The following is a 22633-nucleotide window of genomic DNA, read 5'->3' on the forward strand; positions in this document are numbered from 1 at the left end:
GGCCCGGCGCGGGGGGATCGGCAAGCATTGCGCAGGTTTCGGGTCGCGGCGAACGCGGGGGGTGCCTAGATTGCGGGTCAGGAGAGATGCGATGACTGACCTGACCCCGACCCAAACCGGATACCACTACGCCCTGATGCGGCGTGCGATCGACCTGATCGACGCACGAGCCGATGCGCCGCCGTCGCTGGAGGTGCTTGCCGCCCAGATGAACCTGTCGCCCGCGCATTTCCAGCGCGTCTTCAGCGCCTGGGCCGGGGTCAGCCCCAAGCGGTTTCAGCAGTATCTGACCCTGGGCCATGCCAAGACATTGCTAGCAGATCGGTTCACCCTGCTCGACACCGCGCATGAGGCCGGATTGTCCGGAACGGGTCGGTTGCACGACCTGTTCCTGCGGTGGGAGGCGATGTCGCCCGGTGACTACGCGCGCGGCGGTGCCGGGCTGACCATCCGTCATGGTTGGCTGGACGGGCCGTTCGGCGAGATGTTGGTCATGGTCACCGATCGGGGCATCTGTGGTCTGGCCTTCGCCGCCGAGACGGGCCGCGATGCGGCGCTGGCCGACATGACGTCACGCTGGCCCGCCGCGACGTTTCTGGCCGATGACGCGGCCATCGCGCCGCATGCCGCCGCGCTGGGCGATCTGCGCGGCGAGGCGCGGCTGCACCTGATCGGCGCGCCGTTCCAGATAAAGGTCTGGGAGGCGCTGATGCGCATCCCCTCGGGCCATGTCACCACCTACGGCGAAATCGCGGGCGCGGTCGGCAGCCCGCGTGCCGTGCGGGCCGTGGGCACCGCCGTGGGGCGCAACCCGGTCAGTTGGCTGATCCCCTGTCACCGCGCGCTGCGCAAATCGGGGGGGCTTGGCGGCTATCACTGGGGACTGCCGGTCAAACGCGCGATGCTGGCGTGGGAAGGGGCACGGGCGGATGCGGAACCGCGGGCGAGATCGGCCTGACACGGCATTTCAGGGGCTTGTTATTGCCTATCGCGCGCGGTCGGCGCATCTGCAGTGGCGAAGCCCCGCCCATCGATGCCGCCGATGCGCAAACCGATGGAACGGGGATCGTCTCCATGCGTTGACAAGGCGCACATCCAAAACCGAGCGGAAATACCCAAATGACCTTCTTCAAAGCCCCCCTTGCCCTGACCCTGACCGGCACGCTGATCATCGCCGGCTGCGTCGACGCCACCACCGGAGAGCCGAACCGTACACGCAACGGCGCGCTGATCGGCGCGGGCATCGGGGCCGCCACGGGTGCCATCGCAGGTGACGGCAACCGGCGCGACGAAATCCTGGCCGGTGCCGTCATCGGCGGTGCCGCCGGTGGCCTGATCGGCAACCGTCTGGACCGTCAGGCCGCCGACCTGCGCGCGCAGCTAGGCGATGACCGTATCCTGATCAACAACACCGGCGAGCAGCTGATCGTGACGCTGCCGCAGGATATCCTGTTCGACACCGACAGCGCGTCGCTGCGCGCCGACCTGCAGTCCGACATTCGCGCCCTGGGGCGGAACCTGAACCAATATCCCAACACGCGGGTCCAGGTCATCGGACACACCGACAGCGAAGGCTCCGCCGCCTATAACCAGGACCTGTCGGAGCGGAGGGCCCGTTCGGTCGCCGGTGTTCTGCTGGAACAGGGCGTCTCCGGTTCCCGCGTGGTGCCGATCGGCCGGGGCGAGGCGCAGCCCATCGCCTCCAACAATTCGGCCGAAGGTCGCCGCCAGAACCGTCGCGTGGAAATCATCATCACGCCCACGGCTTGATCCTTGCTCAGGTGAACACGGCCCCCGGTTTCACGACCGGGGGCTTTTTTGTTGCATCACCGGGAATTGGTCATATCTTCTGACCACTCGGGGGGCACATGCCGTTTCAAAAGATCACATCGGAAAAGCTGGCCTCCGCCGTCACGCGGCAGATCGAGCATCTTATCCTGCGCGGTATCCTGCGTCCCGGTGACCGCCTGCCGGCCGAGCGGGAGCTTTCGGATCGGCTGGGCGTGTCCCGCCCGTCCCTGCGCGAAGCGGTCGCCGAGTTGCAGGGTCGCGGGCTTCTGACCTCCCGGGCCGGGGCGGGGGTCTATGTCGCCGACGTGCTTGGCAACGCGTTCTCGCCCGCGCTCACGCAGCTTTTCGCAAGTCACGAGGATGCGCTCTTCGATTATATCGCGTTCCGCCGCGATATGGAGGGATTGGCCGCTGCCCGCGCCGCGACCCATGGATCGGATACGGATCTGGCGTTGGTCGACACCATTTTCCGCAAGATGGAGGCCGCGCACGACAAGCGCGACCCGTCCGACGAGGCGGCGCTGGACGCCGATTTCCACATGGCCATCGTCGAAGCGTCGCACAACGTCATCATGCTGCACATGATGCGCTCGATGATGGATCTGCTGCGCGAGGGCGTGTTCTACAACCGGTCCGTGATGTTCCGCCGGCGCACCACGCGCGACGTTCTTCTGGATCAGCACCGGGCGATAAACGTGGCCCTTCAGGACAGGGATGCCGCCGGGGCGAAGACCGCGGTGGAGGCGCATCTGAACTACGTCCGCGGTTCGCTGTCGGACCAGAAGGAAGCGGATCGTCACGAAGATGTGGCCCGGTTGAGGTTGCAGCAGGAAGTCGAACGCTAAAGCAGCATCGCCTCTGGACAGGCCAAACTGCGAATGCGGCCTCGGTCCTGCCATGGCCGCCGGCAAGTCGCGGTTCTCACCCATGACGAGTGTCGTCGTTTTGAAAAGGCGCGCGGCATTCGCGTCGCGGGCCACCAATCGCAAGGGTCCGGCCGCCTTGCGCACCACGACATATGCGTCGTCCGCCTTGCGGGTCTTAATCTCGATCAACTATACCTCGGATGTCGCGCGTACTCACGCGTCCAATCAGGGTGTCCGCCCCTACCGCCGCCGCAAATACTCCATGACCGCCGGTCGCACCGATTGATCGCCCGCATCACGTGCTGCCTCGATCACGCGGCGCACTTCCCCAAGGTCGGCTTTCAGCAGGATGTTCTTGACCGGCCCGATGGACGCGGGCCGCATCGACAAACAGCGCAGTCCCATGGCCGCGAAGCACAATGCCTCGACCGGGCGGCCGGCGTCCTCGCCGCAGAAACTGACGTGGGTGTCGCTTTGCGTGCAGCGGGTGACGATCTTTTCGATCAAGGACAGGAAGCTGACGTTGAGCGTGTCGTAGCGGCGGCGCACGCGTTCGTTCTCGCGGTCGGCGGCAAAGAAGAATTGTTTGAGGTCGTTGCCGCCGATGGAGATGAAGTCCGCCTCTTCGAAGAAGCGACGGGGCGCGAAGGCAAGGCTCGGCGTTTCCAACATCGCACCGATCCTAAGCGTGCCGGGCAGCTTGTGACCCAGCGATGCCTCACGGTGCAACTCGCGGGTCAGATGGGCGCGCGCCTCCAGAAATTCCTCCATCTGTGCGATGAAGGGGAACATGATGTTCATGTCCCGCCCGTCATGCGCGCGCAGCAGGGCCTGCAGTTGCATTCGCATGACCCCCGGCTTGTCGAGGCCCACGCGGATCGCGCGCCAGCCCAGGGCCGGGTTCGGCTCATCCTGGGCCTTCATGTAGGGCAGCACCTTGTCGGAGCCGATGTCGAGGGTGCGAAAGACCACCGGCAAGCCCTGAGCCGCGTCGATCACGCCGGAATAAAGGGTCGCCAATTCGCCCCGGCGCGGGACCTTGTTGCGCGTCAGGAACTGCAGCTCGGTGCGGAATAGGCCAACACCTTCCGCGCCGGAGGTGGGCAGCGACGGCAGATCGGCCATCAGCCCCGCATTCATCATCAATTCGATACGCTGCCCGTCCTCTGACACGCATTTCGTGTCGCGGATGCTGGCATAGCGCTGCTGTGCCTGTTGCGCCATCGCCAGCTTTTCGCCGAAGGCGCTGCGCACCATGTCGTCGGGGCGCAGATGGGCGATGCCCTGATCGCCGTCCACCAGGATCGGGTCGCCCGACAGGGCCTCGGTCGTGATGCCTTGCGCCTGCAGGACAAGCGGGATGGCCCAGGCGCGTGCGACGATGGCCGCGTGACTGCCGACGGAGCCTTCTTCCAGCACCACGCCCTTCAGTTTGCGACCGTATTCCAGCAATTCCCCCGGCCCGATGTTGCGCGCAACCAGCACCGCGCCCTCGGGCACCGTGCCCCGGTCGCCCTGACCGGTCAGCATCCGCAGCAGGCGGTTCGACAAATCGTCCAGATCGGTCAGCCGCTCGCGCAGGTAGGGGTCGGCGTCGCGCATGCGGGCGCGGGCGGCGGTCTGTTCCTTTTCGACCGCGGCCTCGGCGGTCAGGCCCGCGTTGATGTCCTCCTCCATCCGGCGCAGCCAGCTGCGCGAATAGGCGAACATGCGGAAGGCTTCGATTACTTCTTTCTGTTCGCTGTCGCCGCCGGCCTGCGACAACATCCGGTCCACCGACAGACGCAGCTTGTCGACCGCTTCCACCAGGCGCGCGCCCTCCTTTTCAGGGTCGTCGCTGACCGGGTTGGAGATCACGACGCGCGGATCGTGCAGGAAGACGACGCCTTCGGTCGCACCCTCCTGACCCATGACGCCCTTGAAGAGAACCTGCTGGCGGTGGCGCGGTTTGAGCGCCTCGCCTTCCCCGGTGAAGGCCCCCAGCTCCGTCATCTCGGCCAGGACCATGGCCACGACCTCCAGGGCATAGACCTCGTCTTCGGTGAACTGACGGGCCTCCTTGGATTGAACGACCAACACGCCGAGCCGTTCGCCAAGGCGCTGAACGGGAACGCCCAGGAAGGACGAAAAGACCTCCTCCCCGGTTTCGGGCATGTAACGGAACCCCTTGGTTCCGGGCGCGTCGGCAGTGTTGACCGGCGCGCGCCGGCGCGCCACACCGCCGACCAGACCTTCGCCCACGCGCATCCGGGTGACGTGAACCGCGTCGGGGTTCAGGCCGCGCGTCGCGCAAAGCTCCAGCGTGGCCTCGTCGCGGTGCAGATAGATCGAACAGACCTCGGTCGCCATCGAGGTGGCGACCAGATCGACGATCCGGTCAAGCCGTTCCTGCCCCTCCGCCGCCTCCGCCATGACGGCCTGAAGGCGTCGCAAGAGCTTGCGACTGTCGCTGTCCTTTGGCGCTGACATTTCTTGCCCCGGCTTGCCTGTCGCGGCGACCTTATCGAAGCGTGCGGAGGAAGGGGAGGGGGCCTGTCCCCAATGGGCGGCCAAATGGGGTCAACCGCCGAATTCGCGCGCCGCCGTTGCCAGCCGCGCCAGATAAGCGTCGCAGATCAGAATGATACGCCCATTGCGCGACCATTGCGCCGATCCGTCGCAATCGTCGAGCGCGAGGGTGATCTGCGAATGCCAGTCGAACGCCGCCAACAGATCCATCGCCAGCGCCACGGCCTGCGGGCTGGGCGTGCCGTCGGCGCTCAGCCCTTCGCCGCGCTGCAACGTCGTCTCGGTCGCCCGCACCCCGTCGGGCAGGCGGAGCGGCGCAAGAAGGCGTCGCCACCCCCGGCCGATCTCCGGACCCCGATCCCGGCAGGCTGCCGCCTCCCTCTCGGTCAGGCCGAGCGCATTCAATTCCGGCGCGCGTGCGTCTGGCACCATCCCGTGATGCAGGCAGACCATCTGCCCCGCGCGCCGCCGATCCGACTGATACTCCGAAAACGGGCCCGGTGTGTCGTTCTCGACCCAGTGGGCGGCGACGCGATGGGTCAGGATCCGCGTCGCGTCTTCGGGCAAGCGATCGGCCAGAAGAACGACGGCAAAGGCGTCCGCCATGTCTTCCTCGGAGGCGAGAAGGGGCAGGTCGAATTCCCGCAGGACCGCGTGCCCGATCTCGTGCGCGACGACATGCACGAAGATATCGTCCACGATCTCGTCCGCCACAGCCGGCCAAGCCAGCAGGACGGACCCGACGAGGGACAGGGCGCGAGGTCGGATCATTTCATGCGGATCATCGCAAGTCGAAGCGGCTGGCGCAACGGTCCACGCGCGCCGCCCCGACGGTCGGCGACCGCGCGCCTCAGCCCTTTTCCAGCTCGAACACGTCGTGCAGCGCTTGAACCGCCAGTTCCATGTACTTCCGATCGATCAGGACGCTGATCTTGATTTCGGACGTGGTGATGACCTTGATGTTGATGCCCTCGGCCGACAGGGCGGCGAACATCTGGGCCGCGACACCCGCGTGGGATCGCATCCCGATGCCGACGACCGACACCTTCGAGACGTCCTTGTCCGCGATCAGATCGTGAAAGTTGATCTCCTCGCGCGCCATGGCGTCGCGCACGGCCTTCTCGGCCCGCTCTACCTGATCGACCGGCAGGGAAAAGGTCATGTCGGTGCGCCCGTCTTCGGCGATGTTCTGCACGATCATGTCGACGTTCACGCCCGCCTCGGCCAGGGGGCCGAAGATGGCGGCCGACACGCCGGGGCGGTCCGCGACCGAGATCAGGGTCATCTTCGCCTCGTCGCGCACAAAGGCGACACCCGCGACCACATTGCTTTCCATGATGTCCTCCTCGTCGCAGACCAGCGTTCCCGCATTGTCCGACTGTTCCTCGAAACTGCTGAGCACGCGCAGCTTCACCTTGTAGCGCATCGCCAGTTCGACCGACCGCGTCTGCAGCACCTTCGCGCCTAGGGACGCCAGCTCCAGCATCTCCTCGAAGGCGATCCGGTCCAGCTTGCGCGCCTTGGACGACACCCGAGGGTCGGTCGTGTAGACGCCATCGACGTCGGTGTAGATGTCGCAGCGTTCCGCCCCGAAGGCTGCGGCAAAGGCCACCGCCGTCGTGTCCGACCCACCGCGCCCCAGCGTCGTGATCCGCCCTTCGGGCGAAACCCCCTGAAACCCCGCGACGACGGCGACCTTCATGCCGGCTGCGAATTTCGCGTCGAAGTTGTCGGTCGGGATATCCTCGATCCGGGCGGACGAATGGGCCGATGTCGTCTGCACGGGCACCTGCCAGCCCTGCCAGCTGCGCGCGTCGATGCCATTCGATTGCAGAACCATCGCCAGCAGGCCGGCGGTCACATTCTCGCCCGACGACACCACCGCGTCGTATTCGCGCGCATCATAGAGTGCGCCGCCCGCGTCACCCACCCAGCCGACCAGTTCGTTCGTCTTGCCCGACATGGCCGACACGACCACGATCACCTCGTAGCCCTTGGCCACCTCGACGCCCACGCGCTTGCCGACGCGGCGGATGCGGTCGAGGTTCGCGACGGACGTGCCGCCGAATTTCATAACGAGTCGCGGCATGGCGGCCCCCGGTCATTGGTCCGGGGCCTGTTAGGGCAGGGGCGTCGCGGGGGCAAGGTCGGCACGCGGCGCGGTGCTTCGACATGATGCAGATCAAGGATGCGGTGTCCGAAGCGGTGCAAGCTGACGGTTCCGACACGTCCAGCGAAAGGCGCGTATGGCGGACATCAGAACACGATCAGGCGATCTTCGCCCGGCAACGCTGCACCTCTCCGATCTCGGGGATGCGCTGCGGGCCGGATGGGCGGACTTCCGTGCCGCACCTCGGTTCGGCCTGTTTTTCGCCGGCATCTACGTCGTGGCGGGGCTTTTGTTGATCCAGCTGGGCGCGGGTTTCTTTACCTGGACGCTGACCCTGACCCTTGGCTTCCCGCTGATCGCGCCGTTCCTGGCCGTCGGACTCTATGATGTCAGTCGCCGTCGGCACGCGGGCCTGCCGCTGAGGTTCGGGGACGTCCTGTCGGTCATCTGGCGCGAACGGGACCGGCAGATCCCGTGGGCGGGGGCCGTGATGCTGATCTATCTGATGTTCTGGAGCTTTGTGGCCCATATGCTGTTCGCGCTTGTCATGGGGCCGCAAGCGCTTCTGGGTCCGCCGGATACGCTGGCCAGCTACCTCGATGCGACGGGGGTGACGCTCTTGGTCGTCGAAACGGTGTTCGGGGCCGCCTGCGCCTTTCTTCTGTTCGCGCTCACCGCCGTCAGCCTGCCGCTGCTGCTGGACCGCGATGTCGATTTCGTCACGGCGATGAAGGCCAGCCTGGCCGTGACCCGCGCCAATCCGCGCGTGATGTCGATCTGGGGTATCACGATCGCGGGGCTGACGTTCCTTGCGATGATCCCCGCCCTTCTGGGGCTGTTCGTCGTGTTGCCGGTGCTGGGCCATGCCAGCTGGCATCTCTATCGTCGCGCGCTGCGCTAGGCTTTCACCCCGCGCGGAAGGCGGCGACCCGGTCGGGGTCGTGCTTGCTCAGATCGCGCAGCCAGCCATCGATGGCTTGCCGGATCACCGGGCGCTTTTCTTCGGCCATGGACTGCGCGTGACCCAGGACACGCTCTCGCACGGCCAGGTCGGTCTCCGACGGATGCTTGGTCTTGGCAAACGCGGCGGTGGCCGCGAACACGCTGCGTCGAGCCCAGACATTCGCCGCGCCGGCCCATTCGTCCAGCACCTCGCTGCGCTCCGGCTCCGCCGCGATCCGTCGCTGCAGGGCCGCCGCGCCGGCGTCGGCGATCCCGCGGCAGTCGAAGTGATACACCCACGACGACAGCAGGCCCCAGACACCGCCGTCGGTGCGGATGCGCGCCTGCGTCAGCAATTTGCACGCCATGATCCGTCCGTCGAACACCCCATCGCGCCAGAGCGCGTCGGCGATCATCACCCGTTCGTCCAAGGTCAGCGCCCCGCGCAGTTCGGTCGCCATGTCGGTCAGCGTGGCCCCGTGCACGCCCCAGGTTTCCCGGTCGGTCCGGTTCGCGGCCCGATCCTTCGCCGCGCGGGCGGCCTCTCCGGCGGCGCGCAGATCGGTGACGATCCCGTCCTTCTTGGATTTCAGCGTCTGGTGTGCGGCAGCAGGGACTGGCCCGTCGGCCCCGTTCTGGGCGGTATCGGTCATTCGACCGTCACCGATTTGGCCAGGTTGCGCGGCTGATCCACGTCCGTGCCTTTGTGGACCGCCGTGTGATACGCCAGCAGCTGCGCCGGCAACGCATAGAGGATCGGGGCGAAGACCGGATCGACCTTCGGCATCACCAGCACCTCCCACACGCCGGCCGACGCCTGCGCGGCCCCGTCGGCATCGGTCACCAGAAGGACCTGACCTTCGCGGGCCATCACCTCCTGCATGTTGCTGACCGTCTTGTCGAAAAGCGGGTCCATCGGGGCAAACACCACGACCGGCAGGCTTCGATCGACCAGCGCGATCGGCCCATGCTTCAGCTCTCCGCTGGCATAGGCTTCGGCGTGGATATAGCTGATTTCCTTGAGTTTGAGCGCGCCTTCATGGGCCATCGGGTACATCGGCCCGCGCCCCAGGAACAGAATGTCCGTCGCTTCGGCCAGCCGGGAGGCCAGATCTTCGCAGCGGTCCTCCAGCGCCAGCGCCTGACTGACGATGCCGGGCAGCAGCTTGAGCCCCGAAACCAGCTCGGCCTCGCGCGCGGTGTCGATCGTGCCGCGCTGTACGCCGGCCCGGATCGCCAGCACCAACAGGATCGCCAGCTGATTGACGAAAGCCTTGGTGGAGGCGACGCCGATTTCGACGCCCGCGGTAATGGGCCAGGCGACATCGGCTTCGCGCGCGATGCTGCTTTCGGCCACGTTCACCACCGACAGGACCGCGTGCGCACGACCTTTGGCATAGCGCAGGGCGGCCAGCGTGTCCGCCGTCTCGCCGGATTGGCTGAGGAACAGGGCTGCAGTGTCCTTGCCTACCGGCCCTTCGCGGTAGCGGTACTCGGACGCGATATCGACCTCCACCGGCAGGCGGGCCAAGGCCTCGAACCAATATTTGCCGACCATGCAGGCGATGTACCCGGTGCCGCAGGCAACCATCTGGACCCGCGCGACCGAGGCGAAGTCGAAATCGGTCGGCGGCGCGATGCGGTCGCCGTCGGTGAAGGCGGCGATCACGTCCGACAGGGTCTGTGGCTGCTCGTGTATTTCCTTGGCCATGAAGTGGCGGTGCCCGGCCTTTTCGATCCGGGTGGCATCGACGCGGATGCGCGTGGTGTCGCGGTGGGTCTGGTGCCCCTCGGCGTCGAAGATCTGCGCACCGGCCCGCGTGACCACGGCGCGGTCGCCTTCCTCCAGATAGGTCAAGCGGTCGGTCAGCGGCCCGAGTGCGATCGCGTCGGACCCGACGAACATCTCTCCGTCGCCATGCCCGATGGCCAGCGGCGATCCGGCCCGCGCCGCGATCAACAGGTCAGGCTCCCCCTCGAACAGGAAGCACAGCGCATAGGCCCCCTCCAGCCGGTCGATGGTAGCGAAAGCGGCGTCCTTGGGGGGCATCCCGCCGGCGATGAAATCCTCGCACAGGCGGGCGACCACTTCGGTGTCGGTCTCGCTCTCGCCGCTGCCACCCAAGCCCGCGCGCAAGTCGCGAAAATTCTCGATGATGCCGTTGTGCACGACGGCCACGCGCCCCGCGCGGTGCGGGTGCGCGTTCGCCACCGACGGCACCCCGTGGGTCGCCCAACGGGTGTGTCCGATGCCTGCGAACCCCGCCAACGGCTCCGTCACCAGAAGATCGGCGAGGTTGACGAGCTTGCCCATCGCGCGCCGCCGGTCCAGCACGCCGTTCGCCACCGTGGCGATCCCCGCGCTGTCGTAGCCGCGGTATTCCAGCCGTTTGAGCGCATCCACCATCAGCGGTGCCGCCTGGTGGTCGCCCAGTATCCCGATAATGCCGCACATCAGTTGGTCTTCCTTGCCTTTGCGGCGCGCAGCTTGGCCATCAGCCGATGCGCGAACCCGTCCTTGTTGACCTGCTTCGACCGGCCCAGCGCCAGCGCGCCGTCGGGCACATCCTGCGTTATGACGCTGCCCGATCCGGTCATGGCGCCCGCCCCGATCTCCACCGGGGCGACCAGCGCCGTGTTCGACCCGATGAACGCCTCCGCACCGATTACGGTGCGGTGCTTGAAGACGCCGTCGTAATTGCAGGTGATCGTTCCCGCGCCGACGTTCGCGCGCGCGCCGACCTCCGCGTCCCCGATATAGGACAGGTGGTTCAGCTTGGCACCTTGGTGAATCTGCGCGGCTTTCACCTCCACGAAGTTGCCCACGCGCACGTCGCGGTCCAGCTCCGCGCCGGGGCGCAGGCGGGCGTAGGGGCCCACGACGCACCCTTCGGACACATGGCACCCCTCCAGATGAGAAAACGCGCGGATCGTCGCGCCGCTTTCCACCGTGACGCCGGGGCCGAAGACAACGTGCTGCTCCACGATCACGTCGCGGCCCAGATGTGTGTCATGGGCGAAATGCACGGTGTCGGGCGCGGTCAGCGTCGCGCCGTTCTCCATTGCCGCGTGCCGGGTGCGCCGCTGGAATGCCGCTTCGGCCGCGGCAAGGTCCATGCGGGTGTTTACGCCCATCGTCTCGACCTCGTCGCAGATGACGACACGGGCCGACATGCGCCCCGCGCGGGCCAGTGCCACGATGTCGGTCAGATAATATTCGCCCGACGCGTTGTCGTTGCCCACCTGATCTATCAGATCGAAAAGCGTCTTCGCATCCGCCGCCACGACGCCCGAATTGCACAGAGTGATGGCCAGTTCGTCGGACGTCGCGTCCTTTGCCTCCACGATCCGTTCCAATCGGTCGCCATCGACCACAAGCCTGCCATAGCGCCCTGGTGCCGCCGCCTCGAACCCCAGGACGACGACATCGGCCCCGCCCGCGCGGGCGGCCTGCATCGCCTCCAGCGTTTCGGGCCGGATGAAGGGCGTGTCGCCGTAGAGGACGATGGCGTCGCCGTCGAACCCAGCCAACGCTGCGCGGGCCTGCGCGACCGCATGCGCCGTGCCCAGCTGCTCGGTCTGCCGCACCACGGCGACACCGGCGTCATGGGTGCGGGCGGCGCGCTCCACCGCGTCGCCACCGTGGCCCGCGACGATCACCGTCCGCTCTGGCGACAGGCTGTCCCCCGACATCCAGGCATGGATCAGCAGGGGGGCGTGTGCCACGTGGTGCAGCACCTTGGGCAGGTCGGATTGCATGCGGCTGCCCTGTCCGGCGGCCAGAATGATCAACGCGGTCGGCATCAATTGTCTTTCCCTTGGTTGCTGGTCGTTCTACCTCAGCGACGACTCGCCGCAACCCGGCCGTCACCAACAGCGGCGAAAGGGTGCCCCGGATGAAACGTTGCGTGATCTTCGACCTTGATGGGACACTTGCCGATACGTCCGGCGATTTGCTGGCCGCGGCCAATGTCGCCTTTGCGCATCTGGGGTCCGACGCGCGGCTCGACCCGGCGGCCCCGGTCGATCAAGCCACGGCACTGACGGGCGCGCGGGCCATGCTGCGCCTGGGTCTGTCGCGGCTGGGCGAGATCGACGAGGATCTGGTCGATGCCGGGTACCAGCCCCTGCTCGACGCCTATGGCACGAACATCGCGGAACACACGCAATTCTATCCCGGTGCCTTGGACGCGGTGGCCCGGCTGCGCGATCGCGGGGATGCGGTCGGCATCTGTACCAATAAGCCCGAGGGCCTGGCCCGTCAGCTTCTGGATGCGCTGGACGCCCATCATCATTTCGATGCGCTGGTGGGGGCCGACACGCTGCCGGTGCGAAAACCCGACCCCGAACATTTTTGGGAAACCCTGCGCCGGTGCGAGGGCGACAAGGCCCGCACCGTTCTGGTCGGCGACACCGATACCGACCGCAAGACGGCGACGGCGGCGGGCGTGCCCTGCATCCTGGTCACCTTCGCCCCTGCGGGCGGATCGGTGGCGGACCTGCGCCCGGACGCATTGCTGCATCATTTCGATCAGTTGGATTCGGCGCTGGCGGTCGTCGGCCTCTAGGCTCCGCCGGCGTCATTGACGCGGCGGCATCCCCGCCCCTACCAGTGATGATGGACACATTCACCAAGCCTTTCACCCGGCAGGAACCGATCCCGGAGGTCGCGATCGCGGCGGCGGTCCGGGTGATGCGGTCGGGTGCGTTGCACCGCTACGGCGCCGACCCGTCCGAGGTTTCGGCGCTGGAGGCGGAGTTCGCGCAGCAGACCGGCGCGGCCCATGCGCTGGCCGTCGCATCGGGCGGATATGCGATGGGCTGCGCGTTGCGAGCACTTGGCATCGGGCCGGGCGACGCGGTGCTGACCAACGGCTGGACCCTTGCCCCCGTGCCCGGTGCGATTGCCGCCGTCGGGGCCAGGCCGATTCTGGTCGAGGTCGGGGACGACCTGTGCATCGATCTGGACGATCTGGAGGTGAAGGCCGGTCAGGCCCGCGTCCTGATGCTGAGCCATATGCGCGGTCACATCGCCGACATGGACCGGCTGATGGCGATTTGCGACGCCGCCGGCGTTCAGGTGGTCGAGGATTGCGCGCATACGATGGGGGCCGCCTGGAACGGCACGCCTTCGGGGCGCTGGGGCGCGATCGGGTGTTTTTCGTGCCAGACCTACAAGCACGTCAACGCCGGTGAAGGCGGCCTGATCGTCACCGACGACGCGGATCTGGCCGCCAGGATGATCCTGCTGTCGGGCAGCTATATGCTCTACGCGCGAAATGGCACCGCCCCGAACGAAGAGGTCTTTGCGCGGCACAAGGGTGCGATGCCCAACGTGTCGGGCCGGATGGACGAATTGCGCGCCGCGATCCTGCGCCCGCAGCTGGCCGACCTGCCGACGCAGGCAAGACGCTGGAACGAGCGATATGAGGCGCTGGAGCAGGGCTTCCGCAATTTGCGGGGCCTTCGGGTGATCGAGCGTCCGGCGCCCGAGCGGTATGTGGGGTCGTCCATCCAATTGCTGGCCGACGATCCGGACCGGGTGCCGGCCTTCATCGCGGGCTGCGCGGCGCGGGGCGTCGATTGGAAGTGGTTCGGTCACGAAACGGCACAGGGCTTTACCTCGGCGCATCATCATTGGGCCTATGTCGAGGCGCAAAACCTGCCGCGCACAGATGTGGTTCTGGCCCGTCTTCTGGACATGCGCGTGCCGCTGACATTCGATCTTGAGGACTGCGATCTGATCGGCCGGATCGTAAGCGACGAAGCACTGACACATTTGTGACGTCAATGAGCGGAACTTGGCTCAAATACAAATAATATGAATTTCCCTGATCTAAGTTAATTCCGTATAGCCGCTTTCATGGCTCAAGGGCCCCGCCGATCTTGTCGGCGGAACATTTCCTCTGAGAGGGGATCCTCGACATGAAAACGATTGCAACACTCGCTGCCACGACTGTGCTGGCCCTGTCCCTGGCCGCTCCGGCTTTCGCGCAGAACACCATCACCGGTGTCCGCCAGCTTGACGACCGTATCGATGACATCGACCGCGACGCGCGCCGCGACCTGGGCCGTCAGAACGATGCCGCACGCTTCGGCGAAAACGGCGTCGTGCAGGGCTTCCGCGGCTCCGCCGCGCTGACCGCATCGGGCACCGACGACACGGCCGATCTGTCGCTGGCGGGTCGCCTGACCTACGGGCAGGGTTCGTGGAACCACTTGGTCGGCTTCGCGGCCGAGTATGGCGAAGCCGATGGCGAAAGCGACGAGGAAGAATTCTTCCTGACCTACGAAGGAAGCCGCTTTTTCACGCCGACGGTCTATGCCTACGGAACTGGTCGTTACCAGTACGACAATCAGACCGACAACCGTCAGGACGCCTTCCTGGGCTTGGGTCTGGGCTACCGGGTCTACAACACCGAACAGGTCGCGTGGCGCGTTCAGGGTGGCCCCGGCATCCGCTACATCGAAGACCAGGTAACCCGCGATTCCGAGACCGAGGCAGCCGCCCTGATCTCTTCGCGCTTCTACTACGCGTTCAGCGATACGGTCTCGCTCACCAATGACACCGACATTCTGGGGTCGAGCAGCGACTACAACGTCTCGAACGACTTCGGCGTCAACTTCAAGGTCAACGACACCCTGTCGACGCGGATCAGCTACAACACGGAGTACGACTCGGACCCGTCCGACGGGATCAAGAGCACCGACAACACCGTCGGCATCTCCTTGGTCGTCGGCTTCTAAGGCCGATTGTCCAGAATATCGAACGGGGCGGAGCGATCCGCCCCTTCGTCGTGACGCAGACCTGCCCGGATGATGTCAGCCGACGGCGCCGGGCGCTTCTTCCTCGTCCTCGGGGCCAAGATCGGTTGCCGCCACCGGGGCATCCACCAGACCTTTCTGGCGGGCGATGGCATAGTTCCAGGTCCGCGTGTTGTCATGGACCGCCCGCAGCAGGTCCGACGGCGACTTGGCGTGGGGCATCGCCAGGCCCAGCGCATGGGCCACCAGTTCGGAGCAGAACCATTTGTCCCGGTTCGTGCGGTTGAACTTGATAAGCTGGCTCCAGACCATCATCCACAGCTCATAGGGCTTGCCCAAATGAACCTCGGCCCGATCCCAGGACGCGGGATGCGCCCATGGCACCTCGTAGACTTTCCACTTGCCAGGTTTCAGCTCGATGTCCTTGATCCGGACGCCCCCGTCGCGGGCCGATGCGGAAACGCAGGTGACGATTTCGCCGTCGCGCGGGCGCGTTTCCTGCCGGATCAGCTCCACATGGGAATACGGCGCACGGGATGCCTTGCGGATAACCCAATCCATTACCCGACCCTTGCCGCGGTAGAAGGCGACCCAATAGCGTGCCATGGTTAAAATCTCCGACTGAAATGCGTGTCGCGATGCTGCAGCTTGGGCGACGCAGGGTCAAGCAGGGGAATCCATACCCCGTCTCTTGGGATGGACGGGGCGGGGACGATGCGCTAATTAATAGAACAAGTGTTCAATTCACGCGCCGCATCCCGGAGGATCCTATGTTCAACGCCACCATGCAGTTCGATCTGGGCGACGACGCCAACGCCCTGCGCGACATGGTCCACCGCTGGGCGCAGGAGCGGGTGGCCCCGATGGCCGCCGAGATCGACGCGACGAATACCTTCCCCTCGGATCTCTGGACAGAAATGGGCGAGTTGGGCCTTCTTGGCATTACCGTGCCCGAGGCGGACGGCGGTGCGGGGCTGGGCTATCTCGACCACGTCATCGCGGTCGAGGAGATTGCCCGCGCCTCGGCTTCGGTATCGTTGTCCTACGGGGCGCATTCCAACCTGTGCGTCAATCAGATCGCGCTCAACGGCACGGCCGAGCAGAAGGCGAAGTATCTGCCCGGTCTGATTTCCGGTGAACACGTCGGGGCGCTGGCCATGTCGGAGGCCGGATCGGGGTCGGATGTCGTGTCGATGAAATTGCGCGCCGAGAAGCGCAACGACCGCTTCATCCTGAACGGCACGAAATACTGGATCACCAACGGACCGGATGCCACGACGCTGGTCGTCTATGCCAAGACCGACCCGGAGGCAGGCAGCAAGGGCATAACCGCCTTCCTGATTGAGAAAAGCATGGCCGGGTTTTCCACCTCCAAGCATTTCGACAAGATGGGGATGCGTGGATCGAACACGGCGGAGCTGGTGTTCGAGGATGTCGAAGTTCCCTTCGAGAACATCCTGGGCGAGGAGGGGGGCGGCACCCGTGTCCTGATGTCCGGGCTCGACTACGAACGCGTGGTGCTGGCCGGCATCGGTACCGGCATCATGGCCGCCTGCCTGGACGCGATCATGCCCTACATGGCCGAGCGCAAGCAGTTCGGGAAACCCATCGGAAGCTTCCAGCTGATGCAGGGCAAGATCGCGGACATGTACACCGCGATGAATTCGGCCCGCGCCTACGTCTACGAGGTCGCCAAGGCCTGCGACCGCGGCCAGGTCACGCGGCAGGATGCGGCGGCTTGCGTGCTCTATGCCTCCGAGGAGGCGATGAAGCAGGCCCACCAGGCCGTGCAGGCCATGGGCGGCGCGGGCTTCATGTCAGACAGTCCGGTGTCGCGCCTGTTCCGCGACGCCAAACTGATGGAGATCGGGGCCGGGACGAGCGAGATCCGTCGGATGCTGGTCGGGCGGGAGCTGATGGGGGCGATGGGGTGAGGGCGCTCGCGCTCGTTCTATGGGGTCTGATCGCCGCATGTCTGCCGACTTTGGCCCATGCGCAGCAGACACCGGCAGATATTGGACGGCTGCAAGTCTGCATGGCGAAAGAACGCGCGGCTGCACGCGTCTCACCGATGTTGGGAATTGTACAAATCGGTAACCCAACCTGTGGAAACACGTTTCTCGATGGATTTAGCTCGGCAAGAGATTCATTCGTCTGCCTCATCGATGCGGCAACGATTCTGCACCGGGTTGCAATGGACGTTGCCGAGACTTCTGATGTCCAAGCTGCGATGCTGTCTGCGAGCACGCTCACTGACCAACGCCGCACTGCCGCCCAGATTGCCTTTCTCGACATCGAACCGATGGGGTACCTCTGTAGCTTCTCGACAGGGCTGAAAATCGGCACGGTCGAATTCTCGATCGCCGATAGCTGCGTGGGTCTGGACACACTCTCGGCCTACGGTGATGCACAGATTGCGAAAGTCTGGGCAGATGAACTACGGACGTCGAACTGATGGACAGCGCCCCCACCTCCTTCTTCGACTACGTCCGCGAGGGCTCGGTGCTGCACGATCAACTTGCCTGGCTGGTCCACGGGCTCGAATACCTCGTCGTCGCAATCGACATCTTCGGCTGCGTGATCCTGCTGATCGGGGCCACGCGGTTCGCGGTCGGATTCGTACGCGCCGAACTCAGCACGGATGCGAAAACGCGGGTCAAGGGCGTCAATATGGAGCGGGTCGAGCTGGGCCGTTACATCCTCGCTGGGCTGGAGTTGCTGATCGTCTCCGATATCATCCACACCGCCTTGTCGCTCGCCATGGCCGACCTCGTCTTCCTCGGTCTGCTGGTCATCATCCGCTCGCTCATCTCCTACTTCCTCGACCGCGAACTCGAACAGGTGAAGAAGGAGCTGGCGGAATGATGCGCGTCGCCCTTCTCCTCTGCTTCGCTATGCCAGACCACACGGACCGCCGCGTCCTCGACCTGCGCACGCAGTCGGAGGCTTACTGATGATCGCTCGTCCCTCCGTTCAAGGATCAGCCCGATGAAACTCACCTCCGCCCTCATCGCCAATTCCGATCAGGCGAAAGCCAACCGTGCCGCCCACGACGCCGCGCTGGCCGAAGTGCGCGCCGCCGCTGAAATTGCGGGAGCCGGGGGCGGGGAGGCATCGCGGGAGCGGCATCTGAGCCGCGGCAAGATGCTGCCCCGCGACCGGGTGGCTGGCCTGCTGGACCCCGGCTCGCCATTCCTCGAAGTCGGGGCCTTTGCGGGCCACGGCATGTATGATGGCGCGGCCCCCGGCGGCGGGGCCATCGCTGGCGTGGGCCGGGTGCATGGACGCGATGTGATGGTCGTGTGCAACGACGCCACGGTCAAGGGCGGGACCTATTATCCCATCACCGTCAAAAAACACCTGCGCGCGCAGGAGATTGCCGAGGAATGTCGGCTGCCCTGCATCTACCTCGTCGACAGCGGGGGCGCGAACCTGCCCAATCAGGACGAGGTCTTTCCCGACCGCGATCACTTCGGGCGCATCTTCTATAATCAGGCGCGGATGTCTGCGAAGGGCATCGCGCAGATCGCCGTCGTCATGGGGTCGTGCACCGCCGGCGGCGCATACGTGCCCGCGATGTCCGATGTCAGCATCATCGTGCGCGAACAGGGGACGATCTTTCTGGCCGGCCCGCCGCTGGTCAAGGCGGCCACCGGGGAGGTTGTCACGGCCGAAGATCTGGGCGGCGGCGACGTCCACACGCGCCTGTCGGGCGTGGCGGATTACCTGGCCGAGACTGACGCACACGCGCTGGCCCTGGCGCGACAGGCGGTGGGCAACTTGAACCGCGATCCGCGATCCGGTCTGCCGGATACGACCTGGGACGACCCCGCCTATGATCCGGAGGAATTGTTCGACGTCGTGCCCGCCAGCCTGACGACGCCCTACGACATCCGGGAGGTCATCATGCGGCTGGTCGACGGCAGCCGGTTCGACGAATTCAAGGCGCGGTTCGGGGAAACGCTGGTCACCGGCTTCGCGCAGGTCGAGGGGATGCCCGTCGGCATCGTCGCCAACAACGGCGTGCTGTTCTCGGAGTCCGCGGCCAAGGGCGCGCATTTCATCGAGCTGTGTTCACAGCGAAGCATCCCCCTCGTTTTTCTGCAGAACATCACCGGCTTCATGGTCGGCCGCAAATACGAGAACGAGGGCATCGCGCGCCACGGGGCCAAGATGGTGACGGCGGTCGCGACCACGAATGTGCCCAAGATCACCATGCTGGTGGGCGGCAGCTTCGGGGCCGGCAACTACGGCATGTCGGGTCGCGCCTATCAGCCGCGGTTCCTGTGGACCTGGCCGAATTCCCGCATTTCCGTCATGGGCGGGCCGCAGGCCGCAGGCGTGCTGGCCACCGTGAAGCGCGACGCGATGGAGCGGGCGGGGAAGGAATGGTTGCCCGAGGAGGAGACCGCGTTCAAGCGCCCAACCGAGGAGATGTTCGCCCGGCAGTCGCATCCTCTCTACGCCTCGGCCCGGCTGTGGGACGACGGCATCATCGACCCGCGCAAGTCGCGTCAGGTGCTGGCCCTGTCGCTGCGCGCCGCACTCAACGCGCCGATCGAGGAGACACGCTTCGGCGTGTTCCGCATGTGATGACCCAGACGTTGCAACAGATCATCGACGCGAACCCGGAGGCGGAGACATTCCGGTTCGGGGACGACAAGGCATTGTGCGACCAGATCCTGGCGCTGGTCCGGTCGGGCAAAAAGACCGCGACGTGCGAGGCGGCACGCCACTACGGCGAAAAAGGCGACGCCTGGCCTGAAATCGGCCGTCGCGACGTGGCGCTGGAATGGGACGGACGCCCGGCGGTGATGATCGAAACGGTCGCCGTGGAAACCCGGTGCTGGTCCGAGATGGACGAAGACTTCGTCGCGGCTCAGGGCGAATTCCGCGATCTGGCCCACTGGCGCGAGGCTTACCGCGCGTATTTCGAGCGGACGGGCGGATGGTCGGAGGACATGAAGATCATGTGCGAGCGGTTCCGCGTGGTCGAGGATTACGCGGAGGGCAACACGTGAGCCGGCAGGGCATCTTATCGCGCGTGTGGGACGTTCTGCCGGAGGTTCGGATGCCGTCGCTGGGCCGCAAGGTCGATATCCCGGTTCATGTCATCCACAACTCGCCGGATGCCGAGGATTATTTCTTCATCTTCGACTTCGAGCAGTTCGTCGAACGGTCGCGCACAGGGCTCTTCGTTCAGCCGAGACTCCTGATCTGGGCGGGCCGGGACGACTTCGACCGGCGCACTTTCGCGCGCCATGTGCGCTTGGCCTTCGCGCGGGAATTCGATGCGGCGCGCGACGCGCTGGACGCGGGCAAGCGCCGCGGCGGCGGCTGGCTCACCTGGGAACGGGCCGAATGGCTGCCGTCGGAAGGGGTAATCGCGCTTTTCGTCCTGGGGCTCGCGACGTCGGCCTTATCGGCCACGGGGCGCGCGCTGCTGGGGCTGATTCCGCGCCCGCGCTGGATGCGGGGCAACAGCGCGGAGGAGCGGCTGGAAACCGAGATCTTGGAGACCCAGGAACGGGTCGACGTGGCGCTGGCCGGTCTCAAGGTCGAACTCCACATGGACCTGTATCGCCATGCCTGGCGTGGTCAGCCCGGAGGACGGTTGACGGGCATGGACTACGACGCCTGGCCGCTGCCTGTCTCGGTCATGGAATGTCTCGATATCGCAGGGAGCAACTGATGTTCACCAAGATCCTGATTGCCAACCGGGGCGAGATTGCCTGCCGGGTCATCGACACCTGCCGTCGCTTGGGCGTTGGAACGGTGGCGGTGCATTCGGACGTCGACGCCGGTGCCCGGCACGTCGCGATGGCCGATCAGGCGGTGTCCCTGGGCGGGGCGGCCCCTGCCGACAGCTATCTGAAAGGCGATACGATCATCGCGGCGGCTGTCAAAACCGGCGCGCAGGCGGTGCATCCTGGCTATGGCTTCTTGTCGGAAAACCCGGAGTTCGTGGAAGCGGTGGAGGCAGCGGGTCTGGTGTTCATCGGCCCGTCAGCCTCTGCGATCCGGGCAATGGGCCTGAAGGACGCGGCCAAGGACTTGATGGCCGAGGCCGGTGTGCCGGTCGTGCCAGGCTATCAGGGAGCGGGGCAGGACCCTAGGGACCTGGCGGTGGAGGCCGAAAAGATCGGCTATCCCTTGCTCATCAAGGCTGTGGCGGGCGGTGGCGGCAAGGGGATGCGGAAGGTCGAGGCCCCGGCGGAGTTTGCCGACGCGCTGGACGCGGCGCAATCCGAGGCCAGGAAGGCCTTCGGCAATGACCACGTTCTGATCGAGAAATGGGTGACCACGCCGCGCCACATCGAGGTGCAGGTCTTCGGCGACGGCGAAAAGGCGGTGCATCTGTTCGAGCGCGACTGCTCGCTTCAGCGGCGCCATCAGAAGGTCATCGAGGAGGCCCCGGCCCCCGGCATGACCGCGGAGATGCGGGCGGCCATGGGCGGTGCTGCAGTGCGCGCGGCCGAGGCGATCGGCTACGCCGGGGCCGGCACCGTCGAGTTCATCGTGGACGCCAGCAACGGGCTGCGCCCTGACCGGTTCTACTTCATGGAGATGAATACACGTCTGCAGGTCGAGCATCCGGTGACCGAGGCGATCACCGGCGTCGATCTGGTCGAATGGCAGCTGCGCGTGGCCAGCGGCGAGGGTCTGCCGCTGCGGCAGGAAGACCTGACCATCACCGGTCACAGTTTCGAGGCCCGCCTTTACGCCGAGGATGCGGCGGGTGGGTTCCTGCCACAGACCGGCACATTGACCCATCTGCGGTTTCCACATGGCGCGCGGGCGGAAACGGGTGTGCGTGCCGGCGATACCATCTCCCCTTGGTATGATCCGATGATCGCCAAGCTGGTGACCCACGGGCCCACACGGGCGACGGCGCTTTTGTCGCTGGAGCGGGCGTTGGCGCAGACTCAGGTTGCAGGGACGGTCACGAACCTGTCGTTCCTGCGCCGCCTGACGCAGCATGCGGGCTTCCGCGCGGGTGACGTGGACACCGGCCTGATCGATCGGGACGTGGATACCTTGGCCGCGCGGCCGGTGCCCTGTTCGCGCGCGCGATCGATCGCGGCGCTTGCGGCGCTGGGTCTGGACAAGGGCCAGAACAGCGAGAGCCTGCACCTGTGGATGCCCCTGACATGGAAGGCGCATCTGACCTGGCGGGACGAGGATATCGTGGCACAGGTCGTGGGATTGGGTGGCGACCGATACCGTGTGACCATCGACGACGCCGAACACATGGTGACGCGCGACGGCGGTTGGCGCGTCGACGGGGAAACGGTCCCGGCGCAAGTCGGCCATGCCCCGGGGATGGTCCATGTTTTCTGGGGCAACGTCTATTCTTTCGACGTGCCCGACCCGTTGGCCGTGGCCGCGGGGGGCGGGGCGGCGTCCGGCGTGGTTCTCGCCCCGATGCCCGGCCTGGTGAAGACGGTCTTCGTGGACGCAGGCGCAGAGGTCGCGGCGGGCGCGCGGTTGATCGTGCTGGAAGCGATGAAGATGGAGCACACGCTGGTGGCCCCGCACGATGGAACCGTGGGCGAGGTGCTTGCAGCAGCCGGCGATCAGGTCGAGGCGGGGGCACCGCTGGTGCGGATGCAAGAGGACTGACGGCGGGATGAGGGCGCTGCCCTCGCGC

Annotated in this window: 21 protein-coding genes; 14 read left to right on the plus strand and 7 right to left on the minus strand. The window is 66.0% G+C overall.

Going from position 1 to position 22633, the window contains the following annotated elements; all coding sequences use genetic code 11:
• The first annotated feature begins 91 nt into the window (after window positions 1–91).
• From JDO7802_RS07975 to JDO7802_RS07985, 3 genes are all read left to right on the plus strand, one after another.
• On the plus strand, window positions 92–958 hold the full coding sequence (locus JDO7802_RS07975; RefSeq protein ID WP_055084301.1) for a methylated-DNA--[protein]-cysteine S-methyltransferase: 867 nt from the start codon (window positions 92–94) through the stop codon (window positions 956–958).
• Window positions 959–1119: 161 nt separating this feature from the next.
• Window positions 1120–1770 carry a YiaD family glycine zipper/OmpA-like lipoprotein gene (locus JDO7802_RS07980; RefSeq protein ID WP_055084302.1) on the plus strand — a complete coding sequence of 217 codons (651 nt, stop codon included), beginning with the start codon at window positions 1120–1122 and terminating at the stop codon, window positions 1768–1770.
• Window positions 1771–1868: 98 nt separating this feature from the next.
• Window positions 1869–2636, plus strand: a complete 768-nt coding sequence (locus JDO7802_RS07985) for a FadR/GntR family transcriptional regulator (protein WP_055084304.1) — start codon at window positions 1869–1871, stop codon at window positions 2634–2636.
• A gap of 261 nt (window positions 2637–2897) precedes the next feature.
• Here the strand turns inward: JDO7802_RS07985 and JDO7802_RS07995 are convergent, their stop codons facing one another.
• The 3 genes from JDO7802_RS07995 to JDO7802_RS08005 form a co-directional block, all read right to left on the minus strand.
• Window positions 2898–5126: a phosphoenolpyruvate--protein phosphotransferase gene (locus JDO7802_RS07995; RefSeq protein ID WP_055084308.1), complete on the minus strand. Its 2229-nt coding sequence runs from the start codon at window positions 5124–5126 to the stop codon at window positions 2898–2900.
• Window positions 5127–5216: 90 nt separating this feature from the next.
• Window positions 5217–5936 (minus strand): DUF4344 domain-containing metallopeptidase, encoded by a 720-nt coding sequence (locus JDO7802_RS08000; protein ID WP_055084310.1) that lies wholly within the window; start codon window positions 5934–5936, stop codon window positions 5217–5219.
• A gap of 79 nt (window positions 5937–6015) precedes the next feature.
• Entirely contained in the window at window positions 6016–7254 is a 1239-nt protein-coding gene (locus JDO7802_RS08005; RefSeq protein ID WP_055084311.1) for an aspartate kinase, read from the minus strand.
• A 157-nt stretch (window positions 7255–7411) separates the two neighbouring features.
• Here JDO7802_RS08005 and JDO7802_RS08010 point away from each other — a divergent pair, with 157 nt between their 5' ends.
• Window positions 7412–8176 (plus strand): DUF2189 domain-containing protein, encoded by a 765-nt coding sequence (locus tag JDO7802_RS08010; protein ID WP_055084314.1) that lies wholly within the window; start codon window positions 7412–7414, stop codon window positions 8174–8176.
• 4 nt (window positions 8177–8180) lie between these two features.
• Here the strand turns inward: JDO7802_RS08010 and JDO7802_RS08015 are convergent, their stop codons facing one another.
• The 3 genes from JDO7802_RS08015 to glmU are packed head-to-tail and all read right to left on the minus strand — an operon-like array spanning window position 8181 to window position 12021.
• The gene (locus JDO7802_RS08015) at window positions 8181–8870 is read right to left on the minus strand and encodes a DNA alkylation repair protein (RefSeq protein ID WP_083481075.1); all 690 of its coding nucleotides are present in this window, start codon (window positions 8868–8870) and stop codon (window positions 8181–8183) included.
• Window positions 8867–10672, minus strand: coding sequence for a glutamine--fructose-6-phosphate transaminase (isomerizing) (gene glmS, locus JDO7802_RS08020; protein WP_055084316.1), 1806 nt, complete (start codon window positions 10670–10672; stop codon window positions 8867–8869). Before glmS ends, JDO7802_RS08015 begins: the two co-directional genes overlap by 4 nt.
• The gene (gene glmU, locus JDO7802_RS08025) at window positions 10672–12021 is read right to left on the minus strand and encodes a bifunctional UDP-N-acetylglucosamine diphosphorylase/glucosamine-1-phosphate N-acetyltransferase GlmU (protein WP_055084318.1); all 1350 of its coding nucleotides are present in this window, start codon (window positions 12019–12021) and stop codon (window positions 10672–10674) included. The genes glmS and glmU overlap by 1 nt, the downstream gene beginning before the upstream one ends.
• A 92-nt stretch (window positions 12022–12113) precedes the next feature.
• Here glmU and JDO7802_RS08030 point away from each other — a divergent pair, with 92 nt between their 5' ends.
• The 3 genes from JDO7802_RS08030 to JDO7802_RS08040 all read left to right on the plus strand — a co-directional run bounded on the left by JDO7802_RS08030 (window position 12114) and on the right by JDO7802_RS08040 (window position 14964).
• Window positions 12114–12785: an HAD-IA family hydrolase gene (locus tag JDO7802_RS08030; RefSeq protein WP_055084319.1), complete on the plus strand. Its 672-nt coding sequence runs from the start codon at window positions 12114–12116 to the stop codon at window positions 12783–12785.
• A 47-nt stretch (window positions 12786–12832) separates the two neighbouring features.
• On the plus strand, window positions 12833–14002 hold the full coding sequence (locus tag JDO7802_RS08035) for a DegT/DnrJ/EryC1/StrS family aminotransferase (protein ID WP_055084320.1): 1170 nt from the start codon (window positions 12833–12835) through the stop codon (window positions 14000–14002).
• 140 nt (window positions 14003–14142) lie between these two features.
• Window positions 14143–14964 (plus strand): DUF481 domain-containing protein, encoded by an 822-nt coding sequence (locus JDO7802_RS08040; protein ID WP_055084321.1) that lies wholly within the window; start codon window positions 14143–14145, stop codon window positions 14962–14964.
• Between the two features lie 75 nt (window positions 14965–15039).
• Here JDO7802_RS08040 and JDO7802_RS08045 read toward each other — a convergent pair whose 3' ends face one another.
• Window positions 15040–15588: a hypothetical protein gene (locus tag JDO7802_RS08045; RefSeq protein ID WP_055084322.1), complete on the minus strand. Its 549-nt coding sequence runs from the start codon at window positions 15586–15588 to the stop codon at window positions 15040–15042.
• A 164-nt stretch (window positions 15589–15752) separates the two neighbouring features.
• On the opposite strand from JDO7802_RS08045, the gene JDO7802_RS08050 reads away from it, so the two are divergent.
• The 7 genes from JDO7802_RS08050 (at window position 15753) to JDO7802_RS08080 (ending at window position 22605) form a co-directional block, all read left to right on the plus strand.
• Window positions 15753–16916 (plus strand): isovaleryl-CoA dehydrogenase, encoded by a 1164-nt coding sequence (locus tag JDO7802_RS08050; protein WP_055084324.1) that lies wholly within the window; start codon window positions 15753–15755, stop codon window positions 16914–16916.
• Window positions 16913–17437 carry a hypothetical protein gene (locus tag JDO7802_RS08055; RefSeq protein WP_144430556.1) on the plus strand — a complete coding sequence of 175 codons (525 nt, stop codon included), beginning with the start codon at window positions 16913–16915 and terminating at the stop codon, window positions 17435–17437. The genes JDO7802_RS08050 and JDO7802_RS08055 overlap by 4 nt, the downstream gene beginning before the upstream one ends.
• The gene (locus JDO7802_RS08060) at window positions 17437–17847 is read left to right on the plus strand and encodes a DUF1622 domain-containing protein (protein WP_055084326.1); all 411 of its coding nucleotides are present in this window, start codon (window positions 17437–17439) and stop codon (window positions 17845–17847) included. The genes JDO7802_RS08055 and JDO7802_RS08060 overlap by 1 nt, the downstream gene beginning before the upstream one ends.
• A 123-nt stretch (window positions 17848–17970) precedes the next feature.
• Window positions 17971–19575 (plus strand): carboxyl transferase domain-containing protein, encoded by a 1605-nt coding sequence (locus JDO7802_RS08065; RefSeq protein WP_055084328.1) that lies wholly within the window; start codon window positions 17971–17973, stop codon window positions 19573–19575.
• Window positions 19575–20003, plus strand: a complete 429-nt coding sequence (locus tag JDO7802_RS08070; protein WP_055084332.1) for an ASCH domain-containing protein — start codon at window positions 19575–19577, stop codon at window positions 20001–20003. Before JDO7802_RS08065 ends, JDO7802_RS08070 begins: the two co-directional genes overlap by 1 nt.
• The gene (locus JDO7802_RS08075) at window positions 20000–20674 is read left to right on the plus strand and encodes a hypothetical protein (RefSeq protein WP_144430557.1); all 675 of its coding nucleotides are present in this window, start codon (window positions 20000–20002) and stop codon (window positions 20672–20674) included. Before JDO7802_RS08070 ends, JDO7802_RS08075 begins: the two co-directional genes overlap by 4 nt.
• Window positions 20674–22605 (plus strand): acetyl-CoA carboxylase biotin carboxylase subunit, encoded by a 1932-nt coding sequence (locus JDO7802_RS08080; protein ID WP_055084336.1) that lies wholly within the window; start codon window positions 20674–20676, stop codon window positions 22603–22605. Before JDO7802_RS08075 ends, JDO7802_RS08080 begins: the two co-directional genes overlap by 1 nt.
• Window positions 22606–22633 lie beyond the last annotated feature (28 nt).

The organism is Jannaschia donghaensis (genome assembly GCF_001403795.1).
Taxonomy (GTDB): domain Bacteria; phylum Pseudomonadota; class Alphaproteobacteria; order Rhodobacterales; family Rhodobacteraceae; genus Jannaschia; species Jannaschia donghaensis.

Bases quoted from the DNA above. Each gene is read 5' to 3' on its own strand.
- JDO7802_RS07975 (WP_055084301.1), top strand. From the start codon at position 92: ATGACTGACCTGACCCCGACCCAAACCGGATACCACTACGCCCTGATG.
- JDO7802_RS07980 (WP_055084302.1), top strand. From the start codon at position 1,120: ATGACCTTCTTCAAAGCCCCCCTTGCCCTGACCCTGACCGGCACGCTG.
- JDO7802_RS07985 (WP_055084304.1), top strand. From the start codon at position 1,869: ATGCCGTTTCAAAAGATCACATCGGAAAAGCTGGCCTCCGCCGTCACG.
- JDO7802_RS07995 (WP_055084308.1), bottom strand. From the start codon at position 5,126: ATGTCAGCGCCAAAGGACAGCGACAGTCGCAAGCTCTTGCGACGCCTT.
- JDO7802_RS08000 (WP_055084310.1), bottom strand. From the start codon at position 5,936: ATGATCCGACCTCGCGCCCTGTCCCTCGTCGGGTCCGTCCTGCTGGCT.
- JDO7802_RS08005 (WP_055084311.1), bottom strand. From the start codon at position 7,254: ATGCCGCGACTCGTTATGAAATTCGGCGGCACGTCCGTCGCGAACCTC.
- JDO7802_RS08010 (WP_055084314.1), top strand. From the start codon at position 7,412: ATGGCGGACATCAGAACACGATCAGGCGATCTTCGCCCGGCAACGCTG.
- JDO7802_RS08015 (WP_083481075.1), bottom strand. From the start codon at position 8,870: ATGACCGATACCGCCCAGAACGGGGCCGACGGGCCAGTCCCTGCTGCC.
- glmS (WP_055084316.1), bottom strand. From the start codon at position 10,672: ATGTGCGGCATTATCGGGATACTGGGCGACCACCAGGCGGCACCGCTG.
- glmU (WP_055084318.1), bottom strand. From the start codon at position 12,021: ATGCCGACCGCGTTGATCATTCTGGCCGCCGGACAGGGCAGCCGCATG.
- JDO7802_RS08030 (WP_055084319.1), top strand. From the start codon at position 12,114: ATGAAACGTTGCGTGATCTTCGACCTTGATGGGACACTTGCCGATACG.
- JDO7802_RS08035 (WP_055084320.1), top strand. From the start codon at position 12,833: ATGATGGACACATTCACCAAGCCTTTCACCCGGCAGGAACCGATCCCG.
- JDO7802_RS08040 (WP_055084321.1), top strand. From the start codon at position 14,143: ATGAAAACGATTGCAACACTCGCTGCCACGACTGTGCTGGCCCTGTCC.
- JDO7802_RS08045 (WP_055084322.1), bottom strand. From the start codon at position 15,588: ATGGCACGCTATTGGGTCGCCTTCTACCGCGGCAAGGGTCGGGTAATG.
- JDO7802_RS08050 (WP_055084324.1), top strand. From the start codon at position 15,753: ATGTTCAACGCCACCATGCAGTTCGATCTGGGCGACGACGCCAACGCC.
- JDO7802_RS08060 (WP_055084326.1), top strand. From the start codon at position 17,437: ATGGACAGCGCCCCCACCTCCTTCTTCGACTACGTCCGCGAGGGCTCG.
- JDO7802_RS08065 (WP_055084328.1), top strand. From the start codon at position 17,971: ATGAAACTCACCTCCGCCCTCATCGCCAATTCCGATCAGGCGAAAGCC.
- JDO7802_RS08070 (WP_055084332.1), top strand. From the start codon at position 19,575: ATGACCCAGACGTTGCAACAGATCATCGACGCGAACCCGGAGGCGGAG.
- JDO7802_RS08080 (WP_055084336.1), top strand. From the start codon at position 20,674: ATGTTCACCAAGATCCTGATTGCCAACCGGGGCGAGATTGCCTGCCGG.